The following is a 22,335-nucleotide window of genomic DNA, read 5'->3' as shown; positions in this document are numbered from 1 at the left end:
TCGGCCCTTGTTATTTCAAATTCTATTTTTATCTTAACCGGCGTTTAGTTTCTTTTGCTTGTAAAGATCAGAGTCAGCTCTTGCAATGAATGACTGTATTGAAACAGGCTCTGAGAAGTCATACTGCGCTATTCCCACACTCACATTAAGTGGATATGACAAGCTGTGTTCTCCGCTGATCTTTCTTACATTTGTTCTGATCTGTTCTGCAAGCCATGTAGCTTCTGCCCTATATCCCATTTCAGCAACAACTACAAATTCATCTCCGCCATATCTTGAAACAAAGAATCTGTTTCTTGGTCCCTGACATGCACTCTTGATTGCATCTGCAATCATAACCAGAGCATTGTCACCTTCTATATGACCGTATGTATCGTTAATGCCTTTAAACTTATCAACATCAATTATCAAAAGAAATAGTGAAAGCCCGGGGTCAGGATTCTTCATTTTCTGTGTCAGATATTTGTACATCTGATTTCTGTTGTTGACCTGCGTAAGCGGATCCAAAGAAATAAGGTTATCCTGAATTGAGGTGTAAACGTAGAACACCGCTGCTACAGCTCCGTAACACAAAAATGGTGCTCTCCAATAGGCAGCCTGAGCAATACCCAAAACAATAGGTGCGATAGGGAAAAATCCTATCATGAAATACAGATTTCGCTCTGCATATTTGTCCTTGTTAAATGCCCTTCCAAAAGCTTTTACCGACGCTGCTATCATATATCCAAAAGGAACTATGATAAGAATTACATAAAGCCTACCGCCTACAAGTGCTCCGTTCTCATCTACATAATATGCCAGTCCGGTTCTGTACGCTGTTACACACAATATAGTTGATAGCCAGACAGGTATACTCAAAATAAGCTTTGTAGCATTACTCTCTATAGCCTTGTTCTTCTGAATTGCCTCCGAGAGCAAATACCATTGATAAGCCGCAATACCAAGTAACACATAGGTAAAAATATTGGATAGGTACAATAAAGGTTTGGTGGAAGCAATGATTCCCCCATCAACGATTGACCAAAAGATTTCAGCTCCGAAATAAAGCATCAGAACAAAAATCAGATTCCCCAAATATACCTGTGATAGCTGTTTATTGACGCTGTTATGTATTTTAAAAAGGACGATACCAAGTAGAAATATACTTGCCACTTGCGCCATCACATAATAAAAGACGTATTCCAAAGTCTATCCTCCGAATTGCCAATGTAAGAACAATTTTAGCACTTTTAAAAATATGTGTGACAATGTTTATGCATTATTTATACATTTTTTATAAATTAAAACGAAGAGCTCTCACCCTTCGTTTATGCTCCATTTGCAATTGCAGAAAGTGCTTCAAACTCTGATTCATAAACCCCTCCCATAGCTGCCAGATCTTCCCATGTATACCATGCTCCGCTTAGCTGAACTCCCCTGATAGATATGTCTGTTGCTATTACCATGAATGGCTTGTGATTAACCACAATATAGCAAGTCCTGTTAAGTCCAAAGGGAGTTACGAATACATGGCCTGTATCTATCAAATGATTGATCTGATCAATTGTGTAGTTCTTATTTAACGGTTCCGTCCTGATCATATTAATTCATCCCAATCTTTACATAAATGGAAGCTTCACAAAATCTTCTATAGGCACAGGTACAGAATAGAAGTACCCTTGATAAGATGATGCTCCAAAAGACTTAACTGCATCCCTTATAATGCCCGATTCCACACCTTCAACCGTTATGTGTAATCCCATTTTCTGTGCGCAGGTTATTATTGCCTCAGCTACAGCCTGTTTACGTATGTCCTCTGCTATTCCGCTGACAAAAGACCTGTCAATTTTGATTCCCGACACAGGTAAAACCAAAAGAAGTTCCATAGCCGAAAAACCTGTGCCAAAATCATCGATAATAGTATCAATGCCTTGAGATTTCATGAAAATAATCTCATTTCTAAGAAAATGCTTGTCAAGTATTGTACATCTCTCAGTAAGTTCTACTTTAAGCCTATCAGCAGGAAAATCCAGCTCTTTTATCAAATTAGCAAAATCTTTTCTGAAATTCGATCTTTCAAGCTGAGTATAGGAAAGATTTATGCTCAAGTTCAGGTCAGGTCTGACTGTCAGAACATTCTCCTTCCAAAATCTCATTGCATTCTCGGCTATCCATAATCCCAGGTCGTAAAAAAGCGGATCATCTTCCAGCCAGGCTATAAAATCCGCCGGAGAAACATTTCCGTAAGGATCCTTTTTCCATCTAACCAGTGCCTCTGCGCCTTTTAACGACTCAGTTTCTGCATCTATAACCGGCTGGAATACAAGCGAAAATCCGTCGCAATCTTCCAGTATGCTATTCCTAAGAGCATTTAATAATACAAGCCTTTCATGGCTCTTATCCATAAGGCTGTTACTGAAGGCATTGATTTCTCCATGTTTCTCGTACATGGATTCCTCAAGTCCTCTAAGACCATTAGAAAAGACAGTATGCTCATCAACAGCAAAGTTCGTAACTTCCGTACAGGAAGCCCCGAGCATTATGGCAACATGTGTTCCATCAACAGTAATTGAATATCTTCCGTAATCAGCCAGTTCTTCATATATCTCTTTTAACTGGCTTAGTTTTAATTCTGTGGAAACTACTGCAAACTTTGTGCCGCCTGCTGAAAAGACCTCGGCATCATCAGTGTATTCCAACAGTTTTTCTGCGAAATTCTTGATTACTTTGTTTCCAAACTCATATCCATAAACATTATTGATATCTATAAAGTTATAAATACCAATAAAAAGAATGTTGTATCTTTGCTTGTCTTCTTTGTAATCAGCCAAGGTTTCAATCAGTTTTTCCTTGGTGTACAGATTGGTAACATTATCATATTCGCTGGCAATACCATGATTTATTATTGTGCCCGCAAAAAACAGAGGAGTATTATCGTCATCACGTATCACTTTTCCTCTGCATGTTACTGCTACGTACTCTCCGTATTTATTTCTGGCTCTGTAAACTAAATCATGGGAATCTGTTCTGCCGCTAAATACATCCTCAAGCGACTGATCATACCTTGCCCTGTCCGAAGGATGCACATGCTCAGCCCATATCAGTCCGGCATCTTCGATACGATCTGAAGGAAGTCCAAATTCCTCCACGCACTCCTTAGACCACCTGGAATACCCGGTTTTTATATCCGATAAAAAGACATAACTTCCCTTATTGTTATTGGCTAAAATCTCGAAAACTTTGCTTAAAAGAGTAATCTCTTCCATTTTCATCCCCACACAAAAAATGCCAAATAGTATAAGTAAATTATACTATCCGGCATAATTAGTGTAAATTCGTTTATGTTTATTTAATATTTCACATTTTTTATTTAGAATAATTTCGCTCACCAAAGATTCCGGTGCCCACTCTTACGAAGGTTGCGCCCTCTTCGATAGCAACTTCATAGTCTCCCGTCATACCCATTGAAAGAGTATCCATATTTACTCCCGGAATATTCATAGCGTTAATTTCATCCTTCAGTTTACGAAGTCCGCTAAAGAAAACTCTGTTTGTCTCAGGTTCCTCTGTATATGGCGCTATGGTCATAAGTCCGCGAATCTTAAGATGTTTGTTGACACTTATCTCTTTTACAAAATCAGGCGCTTCCTCCGGAGTGATGCCAAACTTGGTGTCCTCATGAGCCATATTAACTTCTACAAGTACATCCATAACAATGTCATGTTTGGCTGCCTGTTTCTCAATTTCATCCGCAAGTTTCACATTATCAACGGAGTGGATCATGCACGCAACTCCAGGAAGATACTTAACCTTATTGGCTTGAAGATGTCCAATCATATGCCAGAACAATGGCTCTTTGATCTCAGCAGTCTTATCTCTTATTTCCTGAACCTTGTTTTCGCCAAATACAGTAATTCCGCATTCCATAGCCTGTCTTATATCACTTACAGGTTTAGTCTTGCTGACTGCAATAAGTGTAACTTCGCTTCTATCTCTTCCGGCCCTTTTGCAGGCTTCTTGAATATTCTTCTCAACTATTTCAAGGTTTTCTTTTATCATTGATGTTCTCTCTCCTAATGTCCAAATAATCTTATGTCTAACCAGCATCTTGGTAAAAACGATATTTTCTTGCTAAAATAACATGCCCATTATATCATATTTATAGGCGGTTATTACGCCTTTCTATATTAGTTTGTATTATCAGCCAACAATTTCCGATCCTAAGTTTCAGTGGGGGAATCAATGAACATCAACGATATTGCAGCCGGATCCGAAGTAAAAATTCATGCATCCATAAATCAGCATAACGTTGTTCTTATGACAGAGGCCATTTTTGGTGTCAACGCAGGCCTCCTTGTGAAGCCAATGGAATACTTTGGCAAATATATGCAATTTCTAGAGCCCTCTCAGATTCAGATTCGCAACAAAAGAGATGGCAGAATCTATAAATTCATGTCTACATCCGTAACTCCCGTCAAAACCAGATACGGCAATTTTCATCTTATACGCTGCTCTTCTTCTCTTGAGCCTGAAAACGAGCGTAAAGCGGAGCGCTTTTTCCTGGAAAAACTCGGAGTTTTCAGAACCAATGGCAATTCCGCAACTATTAAGAACTGTATTGTTCATGATATTTCCATGAGAGGAATGTCTCTGATAGTAGATAATGCCACCAAGGTAAGGGTTGGGGATCAGATTGATGTAACCTTTAGATACGGTGAACTGCTCCATCAATACGAGGTCACAGCCACTGTGGTCAGAATGTTCTCCGTTTCTGACAGACCTGCGCTAGGCTGCAGTATTTCCAACATGAACGTAGACCTCATTGGTCTTCTTAATACCAAAAAGAGTGAAAAGTACGGAACTCCGGAAGATTCCGGCATCATTGCTACTCCAATCAGGGAGGATATTATTCCTACTGATCTTAATCCTGATATTACCAAGGAACAGCAGATTGTGGAGGTTGAAGAGGACCTTGCAAGAAACATTATCCCTGAAAAGAACTCCCCAAACAGGAGAATTTCTTCTTCCAATCCTCTTGATCCTGCTAATCTGGAACACATAAGCCGTGAGCCTAAAACTCTTCGTGAGCAAAAGAAAGAAGCCCGCATGAAGGAACAAGCTAAGGCTATTGAGAATCTCCTGGACCTTCGAGATGTGTAAGTTCAAAAAGAGCGAATGCGAAGGACAAGCAATTACAATTGAATATATTTCTATAAACAGAAAATAAGAATATAAAAAATACATGTTTAAACGATTTTGGTGCTATGTATCCGAGGCCACCGTTGTGGGCTCGGAGGAATGCTTAGCACCATGAGGCTTAAACATGTATTTTATATTTGAATTTTCGTCCTATTACATCTTCATTGCGATGTCCCAAGCGCCCCAAACAGCGCTACGAACATTTCCTACCTTCTTGCAATCGCCGAGAAGGTGTACATTCTTGGCAGCCTCAAGAAGAGGTGTTGCGTGATATCCAACAGACATAATTACATTATCTGCAGGAAGTGTTACTGTTCTGCCATCACCTGTTGTGATGACTACGCTGTCTTCCTTAATTTCCTGAACGGAAGCCTTAAGATATACAGGGACCTTGTTGGTCTTGAAGCAGTCACGAAGATAGCTTGTGTTAGCAAGACACATATTCTTAACTGAAATGAGATCATCCTTCATCTCAACTATCTGAGGATTCTTGCCCTTTCTGAACAGATCAAGAGCAATTTCACATCCTGTAAGACCACCACCAATGATAACAACATTCTTACCAACCTTCTTTTTATCCAGAAGATAATCTGTTGCATCCATAGCATAATCAGCTGCTCCCGGAATAGGAATACGATTAGCCTCCGCACCGGTTGCAATAATATATTCATCGGCCTGCGGAAGTGAATCAGCCTTAACCTCAGTATTCATATGAATCTCAACGCCAAGCTTACGGAGCTGACGTTTCTGCCACTCAATAAGAGCTTTGTCTTTTTCCTTGAACTCAGGAGCTGCAGCAGCGATAAATACACCGCCAAGCTCATTTGTCTTTTCATAGATTACAGGCTCATGTCCGCGAAGAGCAAGGATTCTTGCTGCTTCCATACCGCCGATGCCGCCGCCGATAATAGCAACCTTTTTAGGGTCCTTGGCAGGAATTACGCGATATTTTTTGCTCTGCATACTGCGAGGGTTAACTGCACATTTGCACATTCCCGCAGATTCGGAAAGATCCTGGTCATTAGCACTGTTACCGTGCTTGGTAAGGTTAAAGCAGGCTGTATGACAGCAGATACATGGACGAATATCTGCCTCCAGTCCACGTTCCAATTTAGCAACCCACTTGGGGTCAGCCAGAAACTGACGACCAACAGCCATAGCATCTATATCCCCGTTCTTAATAGCCTTGGCTCCGGCATCAGGTTCCATCTTGCCGGCACAGACAACAGGAATATCAACAAACTTCTTGATATGAGCCACATCCTCAAGGTTACAGTTCTGTGGCATATACTGTGGTGGATGAGCCCAGTACCAGGCATCATAGGTACCATTATCGCAGTTGAGCATGTCATAGCCAGCATCCTGCAGGTACTTGGCAGCCTTCTCAGACTCCTCCATATCACGTCCGATTTCCTCAAAGTCCTCTCCAGGCATAGCGCCATACTGGAAGGCCTTGGTCATGGAGCGCACAGAATAACGAAGAGAAACAGGGAAGTCCTCTCCGCATTTTTTCTTGATTTCTTGTACAATTTCTACAGCAAAACGATATCTGTTCTCAAAAGATCCGCCATATTCATCTTTTCTATGGTTGGTATAACCAAGAGTAAACTGATCAAGAAGGTATCCTTCATGAACAGCATGAACCTCTATACCGTCAACTCCTGCTTCTTTGCAGAGTCTAGCAGTCTCACCGAAGGCATATACAATGTCATGAATCTCGTCAACTGTAAGAGGTCTTGTCATGATGTCATCAGCCCATCTGTTAGGAAGAACTGAAGGCGCAGCTGTCAGATACTCAGGGTCAACATAAGGTTTCGCAACCTTGCCCAGAGCCTTGTTCCTGATAAGGATTGCAAGAGAATCTGTCATGGCAAAAGACCTTCCGAATCCTGCAGTTAACTGTACAAACATCTTCGCACCTGTGCCGTGAAGCTGATCCATAAAGCCAGCAAGCTGCTTAAACTTGCCGGGATTCTGATACAGCCATTTGCCGCCCAGCATATCTTTTACCGGCGCAATTCCAGGAATTACCAGGCCGCAATCGTGCTTGGCAACCTTAAGAAGGAGTCTTGCAGCCTCTTTGTCAAAATGGCTTCCCCCGGGCTCCATCCATCCAAAAATACATGTTCCACCCATAGGCGCCAGAACAATCCTGTTTTTTATTTCTAGATTTCTGATCTTCCAAGGCGTGAACAATGCTTCATACTCTTGTTTCAAACCTTCTATACCCCCTTATCTATGGTCTTCTCCGGTATTATCCCGGATTCTAATAATGCCCCAAATAATTCTTACTGCTTCTTTTTGCCAAGATGCAGTTCCTTCATACCCTCTACTTCATCGCAGACAGGCTTCATGCTGCAATGTCCGCAATCGGTAGGCATTCCGTCCAGAATATGTGTCAAGGTCTTGGTTATGGTATCAGCCTTGTCTGCATTAGGCATCAGCTTTTCTACCAGCTCTTTTTCTGTTATAAAGATAACCCTTACCTTCTTGACCTCGGGAACCTCTTTATATTTTTTGATATAAAGAGCTCCAACCTTGGCAAAGTTAATTCCATTTGAGAAGGCACCCTGGCTGATTCTGATCTGCTCCTGATTGCTGCGGGCTGATACTCTTACCATGTAGCCCTTTGGAAAAACGTGATACCTTACGAACTCAAGATTTCTGATAGCAGCAAAAGCTATTTCAGTATCCTGATCTTCCTTAAGATCCTTCGTATCCAAAATAACTATTCTTGCAAAAGCAGTATTTCCTTTAATCTCATTAATATCAGGTCCATAGACTAATACTTCGTCTTCTGTGACAATTCCTGATGTAGACACAAGCGTGTAATTCACTGAGGGCTCTCCTCCTGCCCCAAGTTCAAGGGCAACGTCCCTCTGCATAATAAATTCACTGCTTTCATTGTCTTTCCAGGAACTGCCGGCATACGGATATTTTTTTACCCCGTCTAAGTCTCTGTAGGACTCCAGAACTTCCATGGTGTCCGATATAATGCCGTCATACAATTTCATGTTATCTAAATTCCTTACTATAAATCATATTTCTGACAGTCAGCCTTTCTGTTATATCAGAATCTGACATCAGCTTTCTTTCGATCAAAAATCTTGTTAACAACAGTATAAAGCCATGCCATCAACTTCTGATCAAGATTCCAGAAATAGATAACAAACAAAACACCGGTGATAATTGTCAGCACTTTTAAGATAGTGCCTATAATCTTGAGAGCTTTACTCATGTTTTATCCTCTCTTTTTCTTATTTAGCAAGGCCTTTCTGTCTTGCGTACTCAGCAGCGCCAAGGGCACCCATAAGCTGAGGATCGATAGAAAGATTAACAACCTTAAGCTTAAGTACCTGCTCAATAGCAGCCTTAAGACCATCATTCTTAGCACATCCACCGGTAAGTGTGATGGAATCTGTAGCTCCGGCCTTCTTACTCATTACGAAGCATCTCTTAGCAACTGCCATCTCGATACCAGCTGCAATCTCGTCCATAGGCTTTCCTTCACCAACAAGGGTGATAACCTCAGACTCAGCAAAAACAGTACACTGAGCTGTGATAGGAATAACGTTCTTGGCCTTAAGAGAAAGTTTAGAGAAGTCCTCAAGACTCATCTCGAAGGATCTTGCCATAGCCTCAAAGAATCTACCTGTTCCGGCAGCACACTTATCGTTCATGGCAAAGTTCTTAACTGTTCCGTCTGTATCAATTGCAATACCCTTAACGTCCTGACCACCGATATCGATGATAGCCTTAACGCTTGGATTTGTTACATGTACGCCCATAGCATGACATGAAATCTCAGAAATGTTCTCATCAGCAAATGGAACCTTGTTACGTCCGTATCCTGTACCGATAAGGTATGTAAGGTCCTTGGAGCTGTTAAGTTCCGGAACCTGGCTTACAACTTCCTTCATAGCCATCTCTGCAGATTCCTGTGCAATAATCTTACTCTTCAAGGTAGTATTAGCTACCATCTTGCCTGTCTCGTCAATAATTACAGCCTTTGTGTAAGTTGATCCTACGTCACATCCACCAAAATATTTCATTCTTTTATACCCTTTCATTTCAAAAAATTTGATTTGTGCAAGCACATCATTATATGACTTTCCATCCCTATATCACCACGTTGTATCATCCTCAAAATCCTCCAAAGAAGGATCTACAGGTTCTGCCTTCATTACTGTTCTCATGAACTCATTGACCTGAGCACGCATATCTTTTCTTGATACCGTTCTAGGATCCATAAGATCGTGAGAAACCCATAAAAGCTTAATTCCGCGCTCTCTTGCCTGATCTTCGAAAAGTCCCTGTACTGTAGCCATGTTCTTGCAGGATACATGCTGGTACATAAGTACGAAATCAACATTCCACTGTTCGCACTGTCTCCAAAGCTCTGTTACTACGTGATCATAACCACCGTTGGTGTGTCTTCTCATGACCATACGCTCATAGAGTCTTGCAAGATCCTTAAGTGCCTCGTCCTGATTCTGGGTTTCCAGAGGCTTGGTAAAGTTAAGTGATTCCATCTCTACCAGAATATCTACTCCCCAACAGTTAGCCATCCAGTTGGAGAAGTTTGCGTAGTAGTGAGCAGGGATTGACCAAACAATTGCCCTGTACTTCATCTTGCCACGCCATGGCTCATCCTTCATCTCATAGGCCTTCTTCATGAGTTTGTCTACATTGTAGAAGGTCTTGATAATTCTGGGATCCAGACCACCATCCATCTCGTAGTTCCATTTGCGGAACAGCTCGTAACATGGTCCGATGAGCTGAGGATTCGGAGTCTGATTGATTTCCCACTTTTCAAGCTCATACTTGGTCTCTATATTGAATCTCTTCATAGCAGCAAAGTAAGCATCCCAGTTCCACTTTGCTCCGGTGTTATCTTCGATAAACTTAATGCAGCCCTTGATATCTTTAACCGCTGCATCCATTAAGGATTCATCCTCATATCTAACTGGGAAAGCCAGGTGATATGTAGGAAGATCTCTAAATCTACGACTTGTATAAGATGATGCCATTACTGAACCATCACAGGGCATCGAACTTGAAATGAAGCATGCTCCCATGTGAGGAAGGGCATCAATTACAGCAGCACCGCACTCCGATGACGGAACCGGACAGGTATCCGACGGCAGTCCGTATGACTCAACCGCATCGATATATGGCATGCAGGCCAGCTGATCAATCTCAGACAAAAGAAATACCGGCATCAGCTGATAAGGTATTCCGATAAGATCAGGGAAGCCTGCCATGATCTGTGACATTGTCATCTCATCAAAAAGAACTATCTTCTTGGAAAGCTCTTTGGAATTACCAACCTTCTCATCTGCCTTCATAAGAAGAACCAGGTTCTCGGCAACATATCTGAAGATTGAGTAGATGAGCTCGTGATGCATCTTGAGAGCTCGTCCTCGTAGTCCCAATGTATTCTTGTCCATAAATGAGTGACAGCAGAAGTAGGAAACCATCCATCTGTAATGTACTGCTCCCATCATGGCCGGAACAAGATCCTGTGAGAAAGTTGCAAGAAGCATTCCCCACATCTTGGCCCATTCATAGAAGTCAACACCTGTGTCCTTGACACCTCGCCACTCACGTCTGACTGTAGCCATCTTGCCATTAGCATATAGCTTACCAAGCTGTTTTTCTCCGTTCAGTACAAGGTCTTTAACCTCATCGGGAGACATCTGCTTAAGAAGATCAAGCTCATGGGTAAGACGCTTTTTGATACCCTTTGCATCCTTGCCGGCAGCCTTAGCCACATCGCTCCAGTCTGTCTCTTTTACCAGCTCCATGGCAATCCCGGCTATTTCCTTCATATTGGCAGCCTGGGCTTTCCAGTCGATATTATCCTTTAATCTGAAGTTCTTGGGATCAATGTATTTCATCACACTACCCCCTTCTTCCTGATATTCTTGATTTCAAGGGCTTCCACAAAGGCCTGGAACCTGGTGCGGAGCTGTCCTGAATTATGTACGTTGTAAGATCTGTCAATGGAAAGAGTAGGCCATCCGTACTCTTCTGTAAGGATATGACTTGCAAGAGGTCTTTCAAATGCCCAGAAATCGCAGTACTTGATCTGTTCATAAATGATACCGTCAGCCTTAAACTCTTTGGCCAATTTATCAACAGTATCTTTTCTCTGCTGAACCTTCTCCTCTGCCATGTATCTTGGGCACTCCGATGTAAGCATATAGTGTCTTGCAATCTGTCTTACGATATCTTCATCATCATTAAGCTTAATCTCTTCTCTTCCCGGGAAGGTTCCGTAGCAGTACCTATCGGCGACAACCATAGCTCCGGCATCTTCAAGAAGTCTTGTGAAATTAAGGTCATCAATTTCTGATCCGACAACCACAACTCTTGCCCTGAATTTGTTCTTATCATCTGGCTTTCTATCCTTGAGTTCTTCCAACGTTTCTTTTAACAAAGGAAGAATCTTGGCTGTAGGGCAAACATAGCTTGCCAGGCAGATCACATGATATTCATAGCCTGTGATTCTTGGATTATCTTCCTTGCGGAAGTCGCTGATGGCAGTCATAACACGGCACATCTCATTATGAAGCTCAACTGCCTTCCTGATTGCCTCATCTGATACATCAGTGCCAAGCTTCTCATGCATCACATCAAGAAGACGAAGCCTCATCTGGCTTGCCACCTGGTCAAAGTTGTACTCCTCAACCTTATAAGGAACATCCGTATGTGTTACAAAGAAGTGCGGCTTCTCATTGCACTTCAATATTTCCATATGCTCATAGCATCTGTTCATGGCTGAGCAGGCGTCTACACCGGCAATTCCATCAAGAAATCCGTAGCCTCCCTCAATACCATTTTCCAAAAGAGATCTGGCAAACTCACAGGTATAATTAGACATGTAATAGGTTGAAATATCTATTGAACCAACTCTGGGTGCTCGCATTCTTACTGAAAAACAGTTGTCTACATTAAGAAGCACCTCGGGCATGTGATAACAGGTGTAGCCAATGGCATATTTACCTTCATCCTGTGCCTCTTTGATCAAGGGATTAGATGCATCCTCCAGCCATTTTTCAAAGGTAATCATGTGCTTTAAGTCTTGCACTTTTTATCCTCCTTCCGCCTCAAATGACATTCATATTAGATAGTGCCCTTCGTGCACCCTCTAGAATCTCTGTATCTTTGGGTAGTTCAAAAACGCTTTTTCCTTCTATGTCATTCTCTGTCATGACATCATCAGGCTTAATAACAGCAACGACGGGAACTCCGCCAATCTCACTTTCTGTAACCTTATCAGGAAGTGGTGCTCTGTTTACAACAAGTCCTATCCTGTCATACATTACCAGATCATCAGCCACATTTTTGATGGTCTCAATGATCTGAAGCCCCTTACGACTCTGATCCGATACGCAGATAAGATGGGTAACCTTCTCAAGAACTCGCCTATTTATCTGCTCTATACCCGCCTCTCCGTCTATTACAACGTAGTCGAAATCATCAACCAGCATCTCGATAACCTTACGAAGATAAGTGTTTATAGCGCAGTAACAGCCTGCTGCTTCCGGCCTTCCAATCGCCAGAAAAGCAAAACCGTTTTTTTCTACCATTGTGTCATACAACTGGAATTTAGCTTCCGCCAGGATATCCTGCGTGTCCTTAAGTTTACCTGTTACGTCCTCTGCCACCTTCTTTCTAATTTCATCCAAGGTCAGCTCCGGTTTAACTCCAAGTGCTACTGATAGTCCAACAGCAGGATCTGCATCAATTGCAAGAATTTTAGAATTCGGATATGTATCCGTCAAAACTCGCACAATACAAGCCGAAAGAGATGTCTTGCCAACACCCCCTTTACCCGTAAGTGCGATAATCTTAGTATGTTCCCCCATGGAAAATACAATCCCCCTACCTAACAAAAATAACCTACTCCTATTTTAGCCTAAATTGATATTTTTTCACAGAGGATTTTGATAAAAATATATTGAGTTTTATTTTTCTAAATATCGTTCAAGTTTCCAAGAGATTATGCTATCATTAAGTTTAGGGTTAGCTACTGATATTCAGTGTTAGCGATTTTGAGGGATAAAACTAATAAGGGGGAATACATTTCATATGAAAGATCTCGTGCATATTTTTGAGCTCGAGGACCTGCTACAGGAAGCGAATAATGAGCTTATTCGCAAGGCCAAGAAAGATGGCAAAAGAGTGCTTGGTTATACCTGTTACTTTATGCCGGAAGTTCTTTTGGACCTTCCCGGCTGTGTGTCATGTCGTCTTCGCGCGCCTCGCAGTTCATCACCTGATATGGCGACCTATTACATGTCTAACCGCACCTGCATGTACGGCAGGTGTCTTTTGGAGCGTGCTCTCGAGGGCGGCTTCAATTTTCTTGACGCTCAGATGGCTACAGAAACCTGTACTGTAACCTGTAGATTCCAGGAGCATCTTCAGCTCATGGACATCATTCAGAATCCTGATTTCTTCTGTGAATTCACAGATGTTCCATTCAAGAAAAATGACAATTCAATAGATCATTTTGAAACTCAGCTTCAGGCTCACGTTCTTGATAAGCTAAACGAAAAATTCGGCATTGATACCAGTGACGAAGCACTGCTTACAGCAATCAAAGAGCATAACGAAGTATGCCGTCTCGTGAACGAAATCGGAAGCTACAGAAGGCTTGATGAGCCAACTATCACAGGAACAGAGTTTTCCATCATCATGCTCTCAACTCTGGTTTGTCCTAAGTACCTTATAATCGACAAGCTTAAGGATATTGCAGAGCAGCTTAAGACCAGAAAGCCTGATGAGAAAAAGACCTACAGATGTAAGGTGGTTCTCTCCGGCTCTGAAGAAGATGATCCAAACTTCATCAAACTGATTGAAGAATGCGGTGCTCTCGTAGTGGCTGATCGTCATTGCTATGGCTCAATTCCGGGACGTGAGGAGATTGTGGTAAAAGAGGGCGAGAAACCGCTCCACGCTATCGCAAGGCACTACCTTGAGACCAGCCAGTGTCCTCGTTTCATGGATCAGCACATCATGCGTGACCGCAAGCAGTTCCTTGCAGATGTCGTTAAAGAATACAAAGCCGACGGACTTATCATCTCCCAGATGAAGTTCTGCGAATACTGGAGCTATGAGCGTACAATTGATACTCTCATCTTCCCAAGAGACTTCGGAATTCCTGTTTGCTCTATAGAGAAGGAATACGTAAATAATGCTGTTGGCCAGTTAAGAACAAGATTCCAGGCCTTCGTGGAAAGTATCGAGCTTAAAAATATCCAGAACAGTAAGAACAATTCTGACAAGGAGGTTACAGCATGAAGCTAAAGGATGTTAAAGCTAAATACAGAGAGCTTTTTGTTGTAGAAAAGGCTCCCGAAGAAAAAAATAAACCCAAGGATTTAAAAAAGGCCGCCAGGGATTTCTGGTACGGCAAGCCTCATGAAGAAAGACGCCTTGGTGATCTCTACGTTGGAGATACCGGCCTTTACAAGCATCGTGAGTGGCGTGGATTTATGGATACCATGTACTACTTCAACATGATTTGGCTTTACAACTACGCTCACATGGTTGGTGATATTGTTAAATACGGCGATGGTCCAGAAGGTATTGTGGACTTTTTCAAAGGTACAATGCGCTATCGCTGGATGGGCCAGACCTATCTTACCGTTATGCACTGGTTTGACAGAGGTATGGAAGGGATGCGCGGCGAAGCCATGAAAGCTTCCGCCTGGCACTATCGTGGAATGGTAAGTGAAACCATTCGTCAGTTCCAGGAAATGTTCATTGCCGATAAAAAAATGCATGGCGGAAAAGAAGGCAAAAACTGGAGTAAGAACATCGCTCATAACGAGACTGTTGGTGGAAGCTTCTTCTATCCTTTCAGAGGACAGCTTGAAGATATTCCTCTTGAAATGATTCCGTACTTCGTTTCTGTTCATGTAAACAGCCACACTGTTCTTAACTATATTGACGCAGCTCAGTCCATCGGTCTTCCTTCCGATCCATGTCCAATGTGTCAGGCTGAGTATGGTCTTTTTGTACATGACGATTATCCGGACTTCGCTCCTGCTATGATTACTACCAACGAAGCCTGCGATGGTTCTGTAGCCACAAGCGTACTTCAGGACTGGTTCCTTAACCGTCCTCTCTACGCGCTTCCTCAGCCAATGCGTTATGACGATCCTCTGGTTCAGAAGAACCATCAGAAGGAAATCGAAAACGCCTGGAAGTTCATTGAAGAGACCTACGGAGTTAAGTTTAATTGGGAAGAATACAAAAAAACTGCTGAGTCTTTCAACAAACTCACAGAGTTCGAGTGGGAAAAATGGGACGTTGCAGCCAACACTCCTTATTATCCTATCAGTGGTGTTGCTCAGGCTCTTTATCGTATCTATTATTCTCAGGATGGTGACAGACCTATCTGGCATGAGATGGATGAGCACGTTAAGCGCATCATGAATAAAACCGTCAAGAATAAGATTGAAACCTTCCCTAAGACCAGGCATCGTGCCATTGCCTGGAGCTGCGCTCCTCTTTATTACTCACACTGGTGTACCTGGGCTTACAACTGCTGGGGTATCAACTGCGTTATCAATATGGATTCTCTTATGTTCGATCAGTACCTTAGAACAGATACTTACGAACATGCACTTGAAGATCTTAGCTGGATGAATGAGAAGGCTCCAATGAGAGCAATGGCTGTTGGTGGCCACGAGCACATCTTGTCACTGTTTAATTACATGGAGCGTTTCAACTGCGATATGGTCATCATGTATGATCAGCTCCAGTGTAAGGGAATGCAGGGTATCCACGGAGTATTTGAAGACGAATTCAGAAAGCGTAACATCCACGCCATCTGGGTTCCACATGCTCTTCCTGACAAGAGAACAGTTTCAAGAAAAGAAATCAGACAGATTATCAATGACTATATGACAACAGTCATGCACGAAGAACCACTTGATCCTACACTGGTTGACTTCGACGATGATAAGAGCTGGTAAAATATAATTATTGCAGAGGTAATAATATATGAAATCATTTTTAAAATTTTTTGGAAAATTCATAGGCTTCGCTGCCGTAGTCTACGGAATTCTCTTTGCAGTTTTTTACTGGGATCTTGATGGTAAGTTCATGTACTACATTTGGGAGCCAATGATGATAAAGAGATTCGACAACATGAAGCGTGCCGACAATACAACAATTCCTTATTTCCAGAAGGAAGCTGTTGCTCCGTCAGAGTATACGGAGATATTGTAATCAAATAGAAACGTTTAGGAGGTAATTCATTATGTCAGAACATGAGCCCACCCACGACAACGAGCATGACCACTGCGGATCACACAATCATCAGCACAGCACCATAGAGTCAGCAGATAAACTCAAAGCTCTCCTCCACCACATGTATCACCACAATGAGGACCACACAGCTGAGCTGGACACCATCGTTCGTTCACTGGAAGAACAGGGTAAACCGGAGGTTGCCGGCAAGGTTAAACAGGCCATTGAGGAATACAAAAAAGGAAATGCACTTCTTGACGAAGCATTAAAAGAGCTGCCATAACGGCAGCTCTTTTCTCATCAAGATTTTCTATTCTGTCAAGGAGTCTATCAGCAATTCTTAAATGTACCATCCATGATGCCATACCTTAATCCTCCCATATCACGATTATTCTTCCCCGGCCTTTCAGGTATACTATCTGCAATCAATCTTCAGTACAGCGCCTGTCAGATCTGCAAAGGTAAGGCTTCCTCTAATTACTTTTTTCTCTCCCATGAGATCTACAAGAGTAATTGTATCGCCATCTATTGATAGTGACTGCACATACTCCATTAAAATTACATCTGGGTTATCCGCTCTTACTGCTGTTGATAAACACATAGTATTACCTTCCTTTTTGGTTAACTTCTACATTAATCATAGTATCTCACAACACCAAAAGATTCAAATACGCATTTTCTTAATTCATTAAGATCAGCGAATACGCCATCTGCTAACATCTGTGCACCGATATTACCGACAGCTGTAGCTTCTCCGGGGCCTGCATTAACCGTTCTACCTGTTTCAGCGGCTGTGAGCTGATTGAGGTATACTGCGTTAGAACCACCGCCTACGATGTTGACACTGTCAAAGTGTTTGCCTGTAATGGCCTCAATCTCCTCTGTAGCCTGCTTGTAGCATACAGCAAGGCTTCTGTAGATTACACGGGCAAGTTCCCAAGGAGTGTTTGGAACCTGCTGACCTGATTCCTCACAAGCTTTCTGAATCTCTTTTATCATGGAATCAGGATTAAGAAATCTTGCGTCGTTGGCGGGTACTACTGAGTCTATAGTTTCCTTGGCCGCTCTGTCACAAAGGTTTGCAAAAGAGTAATCTTCTGCAGGAGTTTTTCCGGCATAATCATAGCCCTCTTCAAGTTCCTTTTTAACAGACTGGATCATCCAAAGGCCCATAATGTTCTTGAGGAATCTGTACCTGTGCTGATATCCGCCTTCATTAGTAAAGTTGGCTTTTCTTGCTTTTTCTGAGCAGTTTGCGCTTTCCAGTTCGCACCCCATCAGAGACCAGGTTCCGGAAGAGATATAGAGAGTATTCTCGTCCGTGCAGGGAACGCTCATTACTGCCGATCCTGTATCATGGGTTGCAGGAAGGACCACATTGCAGGTAAAGCCCACTTTTTCAGCAATATCTTTTTTAAGAGGACCAACTAAAGTTCCCGGCATGGAAAGCTCTCCAAAGAGCTCATCAGGGAAGCCTAGTTTTGCTATAAGTTCATGATCCCAGTCGCCGGTCCTCGCATTGAGAAGCTGGGTTGTGGAGGCATTGGTATATTCCTGCTTGCGAACTCCTGTGAGAAGGAAATGGAAATAATCCGGAATCATAAGGAATGTTCTTGCTCTCTCAAGCTTTTCAGGCTTTCTGACTTTTGTAGACATTAGCTGATAAATGGTATTAAAGATAGCTTTCTGAATTCCGGTTCTGGCATAGAGTTCCTCTTCAGAGATTATCTTGTAAACCTCTTCATCCATTCCTTCTGTTCTGCCATCTCTGTAGGCAATACAGTCACCGATTTTATTGTCGTCCTTATCAAGGAGCACGTAGTCTACTCCCCAGGTGTCAATTCCCATGGTTGCAGGGATTTTACCTTTTTTCTGGCATTCCTTCATTCCGGCAAGGATTTCAGAAAAAAGTCTGTCTGTATCCCATACCTGGTGCTTGCCCTTCTCATCCATTCCATTGTAGAAACGGTAGACTTCTTCCAGCACTATTTTTCCATTGTCCATGTGGGCAAGTATGTGGCGCCCTGATGAGGCACCTATATCAACTGCGAGGTAATATTTCATTTTATTATTCTCCCCCAATATGTGCTTAGCAAATTTTGTCTTACATTATTGGTCATAGCTGTTTCTATTCTTCAAAGATACTAATAATTGACACATTCTTCGTTTTGGTCTTACTGCATTTTTTTCTTGTAATAACAAACTAGTTTCTGCCTTCTACTTGGTATAACTTTATTTTTCTTCAGTAATAACAATCCAGGGTCTGCTCTCTTGTTTGGTATTACTTTATTATTTTTTTGTAATATCAATCCAAGTCTGCTCTTCAGTTTGGTATTACATTATTCTTTTCTAGTAATAACAATCCAGGATTTGTTCTCTTGTTTGGTATTACTCACATTCTCTTCTGTAATACCAAACAAGCATATCCAGCATTGTTTGATATTATTCACAGATTTCTTTGTAATACCAAGCAATATATTTTCTCCTGCCTGGTATTATTATCAAATCAATATTCCCCAATTACATCAGACTTCTTTTCATAGAGGAAATCCTCACTGATACTTACTCCAAAAGGTTCATTGAGGGCGCGGAAATCAGCTGGCTCAATTGTCTGTCTCTTTCTGTCTGTCATGGACATTACCTTAACAAGGATCTCTGCAGCTTTCTCTACTGTGTGCATAAGACCGAAGGTGATATCAAAGTCTGTTCCGCAGGCAAACATGCCGTGATGAGCCCAGATAGCAACATCCTGTCTCTTCATGATCTCAGATGTGGCAACAGCGATTTCTCTTCCGCCCGGAACCATCCAAGGCACTACACCGATTCCTTCAGGGAATACGATTGGACACTCTGTAGCCATCTCCCAGATTTCTCTTGTAAATACCTTTCCATCAAGAGGAAGCACAAAGGTAAGTGCAATAGTGTTAGCTGGGTGACAATGATATACGACTCTGATTTCTGCGTTACGTGCCTTACAAACTTCAAGATTCATAAGGTGTGAAGGAAGCTCTGATGTTGGTCTTCCGCCCTCTGTAAGGCCCCATACAATCTTGTACTTCTCACCGGCATCATCAACCTTTATAATGCATACATTTGCAGCAGGATCAATCTCGACATTTCTAAAGTACTTGCCTGAACCTGTTACCATGAAATATTCGCCGGCAAGGCCTGTGACTGTTGCACCAATCTCTTTCCACTCACCTGATTCATCCAGGTCATCTTTTACACTGGCAATCTCCTCATCCTTAATTCTATAGCTGAGATTACCGCCGTTTCTCTCATGCCATCCCTGATAAAATCCATCAACACACAGACGGCAGAAGCCCTGTGCGAATTTCGCATCTAAAACTTTCATAATTATTCTCCTTAAATAACATCTTCCACTCAATATATTTACATAATCCTCCGATGATTCTTCGAATCAAATCGGATTATGTAAATATATTTTCGTGTCAGACCATTCATTTATATACAATTATAATTTTATTTCTCATTCATTACGCTCTTTGGCTTAATACTTCCTTCTCATACTTAGCACAGTCAGCGAACCAGTCTTTTTCAAGAGCTACTCCCTTAGACTGGCAGTAGTAATCCCAAACATCACCGAAAGGCATTACCTTGAGCTGCTCTGTAATGGACATAAGCTCTGTGAAGTTGCCTGCATTCTGGAGAGCTGTAAGCTTATCCATTGGCTGAAGCTCTGCATACATAAGAGCCTTGAGGAAGTTTCTCATTCCGTTGGTCCAAGCAGAAATTCTGTTAATGCTTGCATCAAAATAATCCATTCCGATGTAGAATCTGTCAGCACCGTTTCTTACGATTTCCTGAGCAAGATCTCTTGCATCGTCATTGAAGATAACTACGTGATCTGAATCCCAGCGAACAGGACGTGATACATGAAGAGCCATCTTATCGTAGAAAAGAAGCATTGAAGAAAGCTTGTCTGCAACATTCTCTGTTGGATGAAAATGTCCTGTGTCGATTAGGCACATTACATCGTTCTTAGCAGCATAGTTCATATAGAATTCATGGCTTCCAACCGTATATGACTCAGCACCGATTCCAAATACCTTAGACTCAACAGCAATGGCAACTTTGCTCTTGTCATAATCTATTGAAAGGATCTGATCAAGAGAGTCCTTAAGTCTCGCTCTTGGAGCCTTTCTATCCCCTGGGATATCCTTAAGTCCGTCAGGAATCCAAATATTCATCATACAGGTCTGGCCTGTCTGCTCTGCAAAATACTCTGAAATTCTAATGCAGGCCTGGCCATGTCTGATCCAGAACTGTCTGATTTCCTCATCTGCTGAAGAAAGTGTAGCAACCTCTGACTTAGGATGGCTAAAGTAAGTTGGGTTGAAGTCAACGCCCAATCCTCTTTCCTTGGCAAACTCTGCCCATTTTTTGAAGTGCTCGGGCTTTAGCTGATCTCTGTCAGCCCACTCTCCATTCTCAAAAATTGCGTATGAAGCGTGAAGATTGATCTTGTGCTTACCCGGAACATATGAAAAAGTCTTATCCATGTCAGCCATGAGCTCCTGTGGAGTTGTAGCCTTGTATGGATAATTACCTGTTGTCTGAATACCGCCTGTAAGTGGTCCCTTCTGATCGAAACCAATTACGTCGTCCCCCTGCCAGCAGTGCATTGAGAGTTTGATATTTGAAAGAGCATCTAAAGCCTTATCAACATCCACGCCAATTTCTGCATAACGCGCCTTTGCGTCCTCGAATCTTTCCTGTACTGTCATGTTTTTCCCCTTTCCTTATGACTAACATTAAGTATCTTAATTATTTCATGGTAAAAGAAATACCAATCACTCCTATACATAATCTACACGTATTTAATGGAATTAATAAGGTCGACAAAAAACAAATTTTACGTCCTTTCTTGCAAATATATCTTGTGAGGGCTATCATCGTATTGTAGTGAAAAAAGATGGCAAATGTATCCATCCAATGCGATATAAAACACATATCAAGGAGCGTCAAAATATGGAATACATTGAAAACGAGTACCTGAAAATAGCAGTAGCCGAGCACGGTGCCGAGCTTAGCAGTATTTATGATAAGAAAAGAGAAAAAGAACTTTTGTGGCAGGCTGACCCAAAATTCTGGAACAGACATGCGCCGGTTCTTTTCCCATTTGTCGGAAACGTAGTTAACGACGAATTTAGATATAAAGGCGTAACTTACCACATGTCATCCCACGGCTTTGCAAGAGATATGGATTTTGAGTTCGCAGAAAAAACAGCGGACAGCGTAAGCTTTAAATTAACTTCCACAGCCCAGACCAAAGAGAAATATCCCTTTGACTTTGAGCTGGTTATAACGCATAAACTTACTGATAATAAAATAGATGTCATCTGGGAAATCAAGAACCTAAATGAGACAGAGCCAATGTACTACTCTATCGGCGGACATCCGGCCTTCAGATGTCCTATCAATGATGGTGAAAAAAGAACTGACTACAAGGTTCGTTTTAACAACGGAGAAGATAAAAATCAGCTGGAGTACGTCCTGATAATCCAAAGTACCAGAGAAGTTGATTTCGAAAACCCTAATCCAATTGCGCTTGATAACGGCTACCTTAATATCACGGATCACATTTTTGATAAGGATGCTCTTATCTTTGATAACAATCAGGTTAAAGAGGTTAGCCTCTGCACTCCTGACGGCATGCCTTACATAACTATGAACTGCGAGATTTTCCCATCCTTTGGTCTGTGGTCCAAGCCCACTAATGAAGCCGAGTATGTTTGCCTCGAGCCATGGTTTGGAAGATGTGACAATAAGGGCTTTAGAGGAGAGCTTCCCGAGAAGTTCGGCGAGCAGAAGCTTGAAGCTACAGAAGCAAGATCAATTAACTACAGTATAACCATTTCGTAA

21 protein-coding genes are annotated in these 22,335 nt (G+C 42.0%); 6 read left to right on the top strand and 15 right to left on the bottom strand.

Annotation, left to right across the window (positions count from 1 at the left end):
* Positions 1 to 33: 33 nt before the first annotated feature.
* The 4 genes from G613_RS0101150 to G613_RS0101135 all read right to left on the bottom strand — a co-directional run bounded on the left by G613_RS0101150 (position 34) and on the right by G613_RS0101135 (position 4,038).
* Complete coding sequence (locus G613_RS0101150; RefSeq protein WP_029230898.1) at positions 34 to 1,185, bottom strand: GGDEF domain-containing protein; 1,152 nt, start codon at positions 1,183 to 1,185, stop codon at positions 34 to 36.
* 122 nt (positions 1,186 to 1,307) lie between these two features.
* A complete protein-coding gene (locus G613_RS0101145; protein WP_029230897.1) occupies positions 1,308 to 1,580 on the bottom strand; it encodes a hypothetical protein in 273 nt (90 codons plus the stop codon).
* An 18-nt stretch (positions 1,581 to 1,598) separates the two neighbouring features.
* On the bottom strand, positions 1,599 to 3,245 hold the full coding sequence (locus G613_RS0101140; protein ID WP_029230896.1) for an EAL domain-containing protein: 1,647 nt from the start codon (positions 3,243 to 3,245) through the stop codon (positions 1,599 to 1,601).
* A gap of 100 nt (positions 3,246 to 3,345) precedes the next feature.
* Positions 3,346 to 4,038 carry a YggS family pyridoxal phosphate-dependent enzyme gene (locus G613_RS0101135; protein WP_029230895.1) on the bottom strand — a complete coding sequence of 231 codons (693 nt, stop codon included), beginning with the start codon at positions 4,036 to 4,038 and terminating at the stop codon, positions 3,346 to 3,348.
* 183 nt (positions 4,039 to 4,221) lie between these two features.
* Here G613_RS0101135 and G613_RS18295 point away from each other — a divergent pair, with 183 nt between their 5' ends.
* A complete protein-coding gene (locus tag G613_RS18295) occupies positions 4,222 to 5,139 on the top strand; it encodes a PilZ domain-containing protein (protein ID WP_029230894.1) in 918 nt (305 codons plus the stop codon).
* 192 nt (positions 5,140 to 5,331) lie between these two features.
* Here the strand turns inward: G613_RS18295 and G613_RS0101125 are convergent, their stop codons facing one another.
* From G613_RS0101125 to G613_RS0101095, 7 genes are all read right to left on the bottom strand, one after another.
* A complete protein-coding gene (locus tag G613_RS0101125; protein WP_029230893.1) occupies positions 5,332 to 7,395 on the bottom strand; it encodes an oxidoreductase in 2,064 nt (687 codons plus the stop codon).
* Between the two features lie 71 nt (positions 7,396 to 7,466).
* Entirely contained in the window at positions 7,467 to 8,192 is a 726-nt protein-coding gene (locus G613_RS0101120) for a hypothetical protein (RefSeq protein WP_029230892.1), read from the bottom strand.
* A 56-nt stretch (positions 8,193 to 8,248) separates the two neighbouring features.
* Complete coding sequence (locus G613_RS19375; protein WP_155828001.1) at positions 8,249 to 8,416, bottom strand: hypothetical protein; 168 nt, start codon at positions 8,414 to 8,416, stop codon at positions 8,249 to 8,251.
* Positions 8,417 to 8,435: 19 nt separating this feature from the next.
* Positions 8,436 to 9,230: an acyl-CoA dehydratase activase gene (locus G613_RS0101110; protein WP_029230891.1), complete on the bottom strand. Its 795-nt coding sequence runs from the start codon at positions 9,228 to 9,230 to the stop codon at positions 8,436 to 8,438.
* A gap of 72 nt (positions 9,231 to 9,302) precedes the next feature.
* Positions 9,303 to 11,078: a 2-hydroxyacyl-CoA dehydratase family protein gene (locus tag G613_RS0101105; protein WP_029230890.1), complete on the bottom strand. Its 1,776-nt coding sequence runs from the start codon at positions 11,076 to 11,078 to the stop codon at positions 9,303 to 9,305.
* On the bottom strand, positions 11,078 to 12,271 hold the full coding sequence (locus G613_RS0101100; RefSeq protein WP_029230889.1) for a 2-hydroxyacyl-CoA dehydratase family protein: 1,194 nt from the start codon (positions 12,269 to 12,271) through the stop codon (positions 11,078 to 11,080). The genes G613_RS0101105 and G613_RS0101100 overlap by 1 nt, the downstream gene beginning before the upstream one ends.
* Positions 12,272 to 12,290: 19 nt before the next feature.
* Entirely contained in the window at positions 12,291 to 13,052 is a 762-nt protein-coding gene (locus tag G613_RS0101095; protein WP_029230888.1) for an AAA family ATPase, read from the bottom strand.
* A gap of 223 nt (positions 13,053 to 13,275) precedes the next feature.
* Between G613_RS0101095 and G613_RS0101090 the strand changes: the two genes are divergently transcribed.
* From G613_RS0101090 to G613_RS17755, 4 genes are read left to right on the top strand one after another with little or no spacing between them, the layout of a single operon-like run.
* Positions 13,276 to 14,490, top strand: a complete 1,215-nt coding sequence (locus G613_RS0101090) for a 2-hydroxyacyl-CoA dehydratase family protein (protein WP_029230887.1) — start codon at positions 13,276 to 13,278, stop codon at positions 14,488 to 14,490.
* A complete protein-coding gene (locus G613_RS0101085; protein ID WP_029230886.1) occupies positions 14,487 to 16,172 on the top strand; it encodes a 2-hydroxyacyl-CoA dehydratase family protein in 1,686 nt (561 codons plus the stop codon). The genes G613_RS0101090 and G613_RS0101085 overlap by 4 nt, the downstream gene beginning before the upstream one ends.
* 28 nt (positions 16,173 to 16,200) lie before the next feature.
* Positions 16,201 to 16,428: a hypothetical protein gene (locus tag G613_RS0101080; protein WP_029230885.1), complete on the top strand. Its 228-nt coding sequence runs from the start codon at positions 16,201 to 16,203 to the stop codon at positions 16,426 to 16,428.
* Between the two features lie 31 nt (positions 16,429 to 16,459).
* A complete protein-coding gene (locus tag G613_RS17755) occupies positions 16,460 to 16,732 on the top strand; it encodes a hypothetical protein (protein ID WP_029230884.1) in 273 nt (90 codons plus the stop codon).
* 132 nt (positions 16,733 to 16,864) lie between these two features.
* Here G613_RS17755 and G613_RS0101070 read toward each other — a convergent pair whose 3' ends face one another.
* From G613_RS0101070 to G613_RS0101050, 4 genes are all read right to left on the bottom strand, one after another.
* Positions 16,865 to 17,050 carry a CooT family nickel-binding protein gene (locus G613_RS0101070; protein WP_029230883.1) on the bottom strand — a complete coding sequence of 62 codons (186 nt, stop codon included), beginning with the start codon at positions 17,048 to 17,050 and terminating at the stop codon, positions 16,865 to 16,867.
* A 32-nt stretch (positions 17,051 to 17,082) separates the two neighbouring features.
* Positions 17,083 to 18,513 (bottom strand): rhamnulokinase, encoded by a 1,431-nt coding sequence (rhaB, locus tag G613_RS0101065; protein WP_029230882.1) that lies wholly within the window; start codon positions 18,511 to 18,513, stop codon positions 17,083 to 17,085.
* A gap of 442 nt (positions 18,514 to 18,955) precedes the next feature.
* Positions 18,956 to 19,804 (bottom strand): rhamnulose-1-phosphate aldolase, encoded by an 849-nt coding sequence (gene rhaD / locus G613_RS0101055; RefSeq protein WP_029230881.1) that lies wholly within the window; start codon positions 19,802 to 19,804, stop codon positions 18,956 to 18,958.
* 142 nt (positions 19,805 to 19,946) lie between these two features.
* The gene (locus tag G613_RS0101050) at positions 19,947 to 21,197 is read right to left on the bottom strand and encodes an L-rhamnose isomerase (protein WP_029230880.1); all 1,251 of its coding nucleotides are present in this window, start codon (positions 21,195 to 21,197) and stop codon (positions 19,947 to 19,949) included.
* Positions 21,198 to 21,441: 244 nt separating this feature from the next.
* On the opposite strand from G613_RS0101050, the gene G613_RS0101045 reads away from it, so the two are divergent.
* The gene (locus G613_RS0101045; RefSeq protein WP_029230879.1) at positions 21,442 to 22,335 is read left to right on the top strand and encodes an aldose 1-epimerase family protein; all 894 of its coding nucleotides are present in this window, start codon (positions 21,442 to 21,444) and stop codon (positions 22,333 to 22,335) included.

Origin of the sequence: Butyrivibrio sp. VCB2006, assembly GCF_000420945.1 — a bacterium.
Classification (GTDB): domain Bacteria; phylum Bacillota; class Clostridia; order Lachnospirales; family Lachnospiraceae; genus Butyrivibrio.
This window is presented reverse-complemented; position numbering and strand designations above follow the sequence as displayed.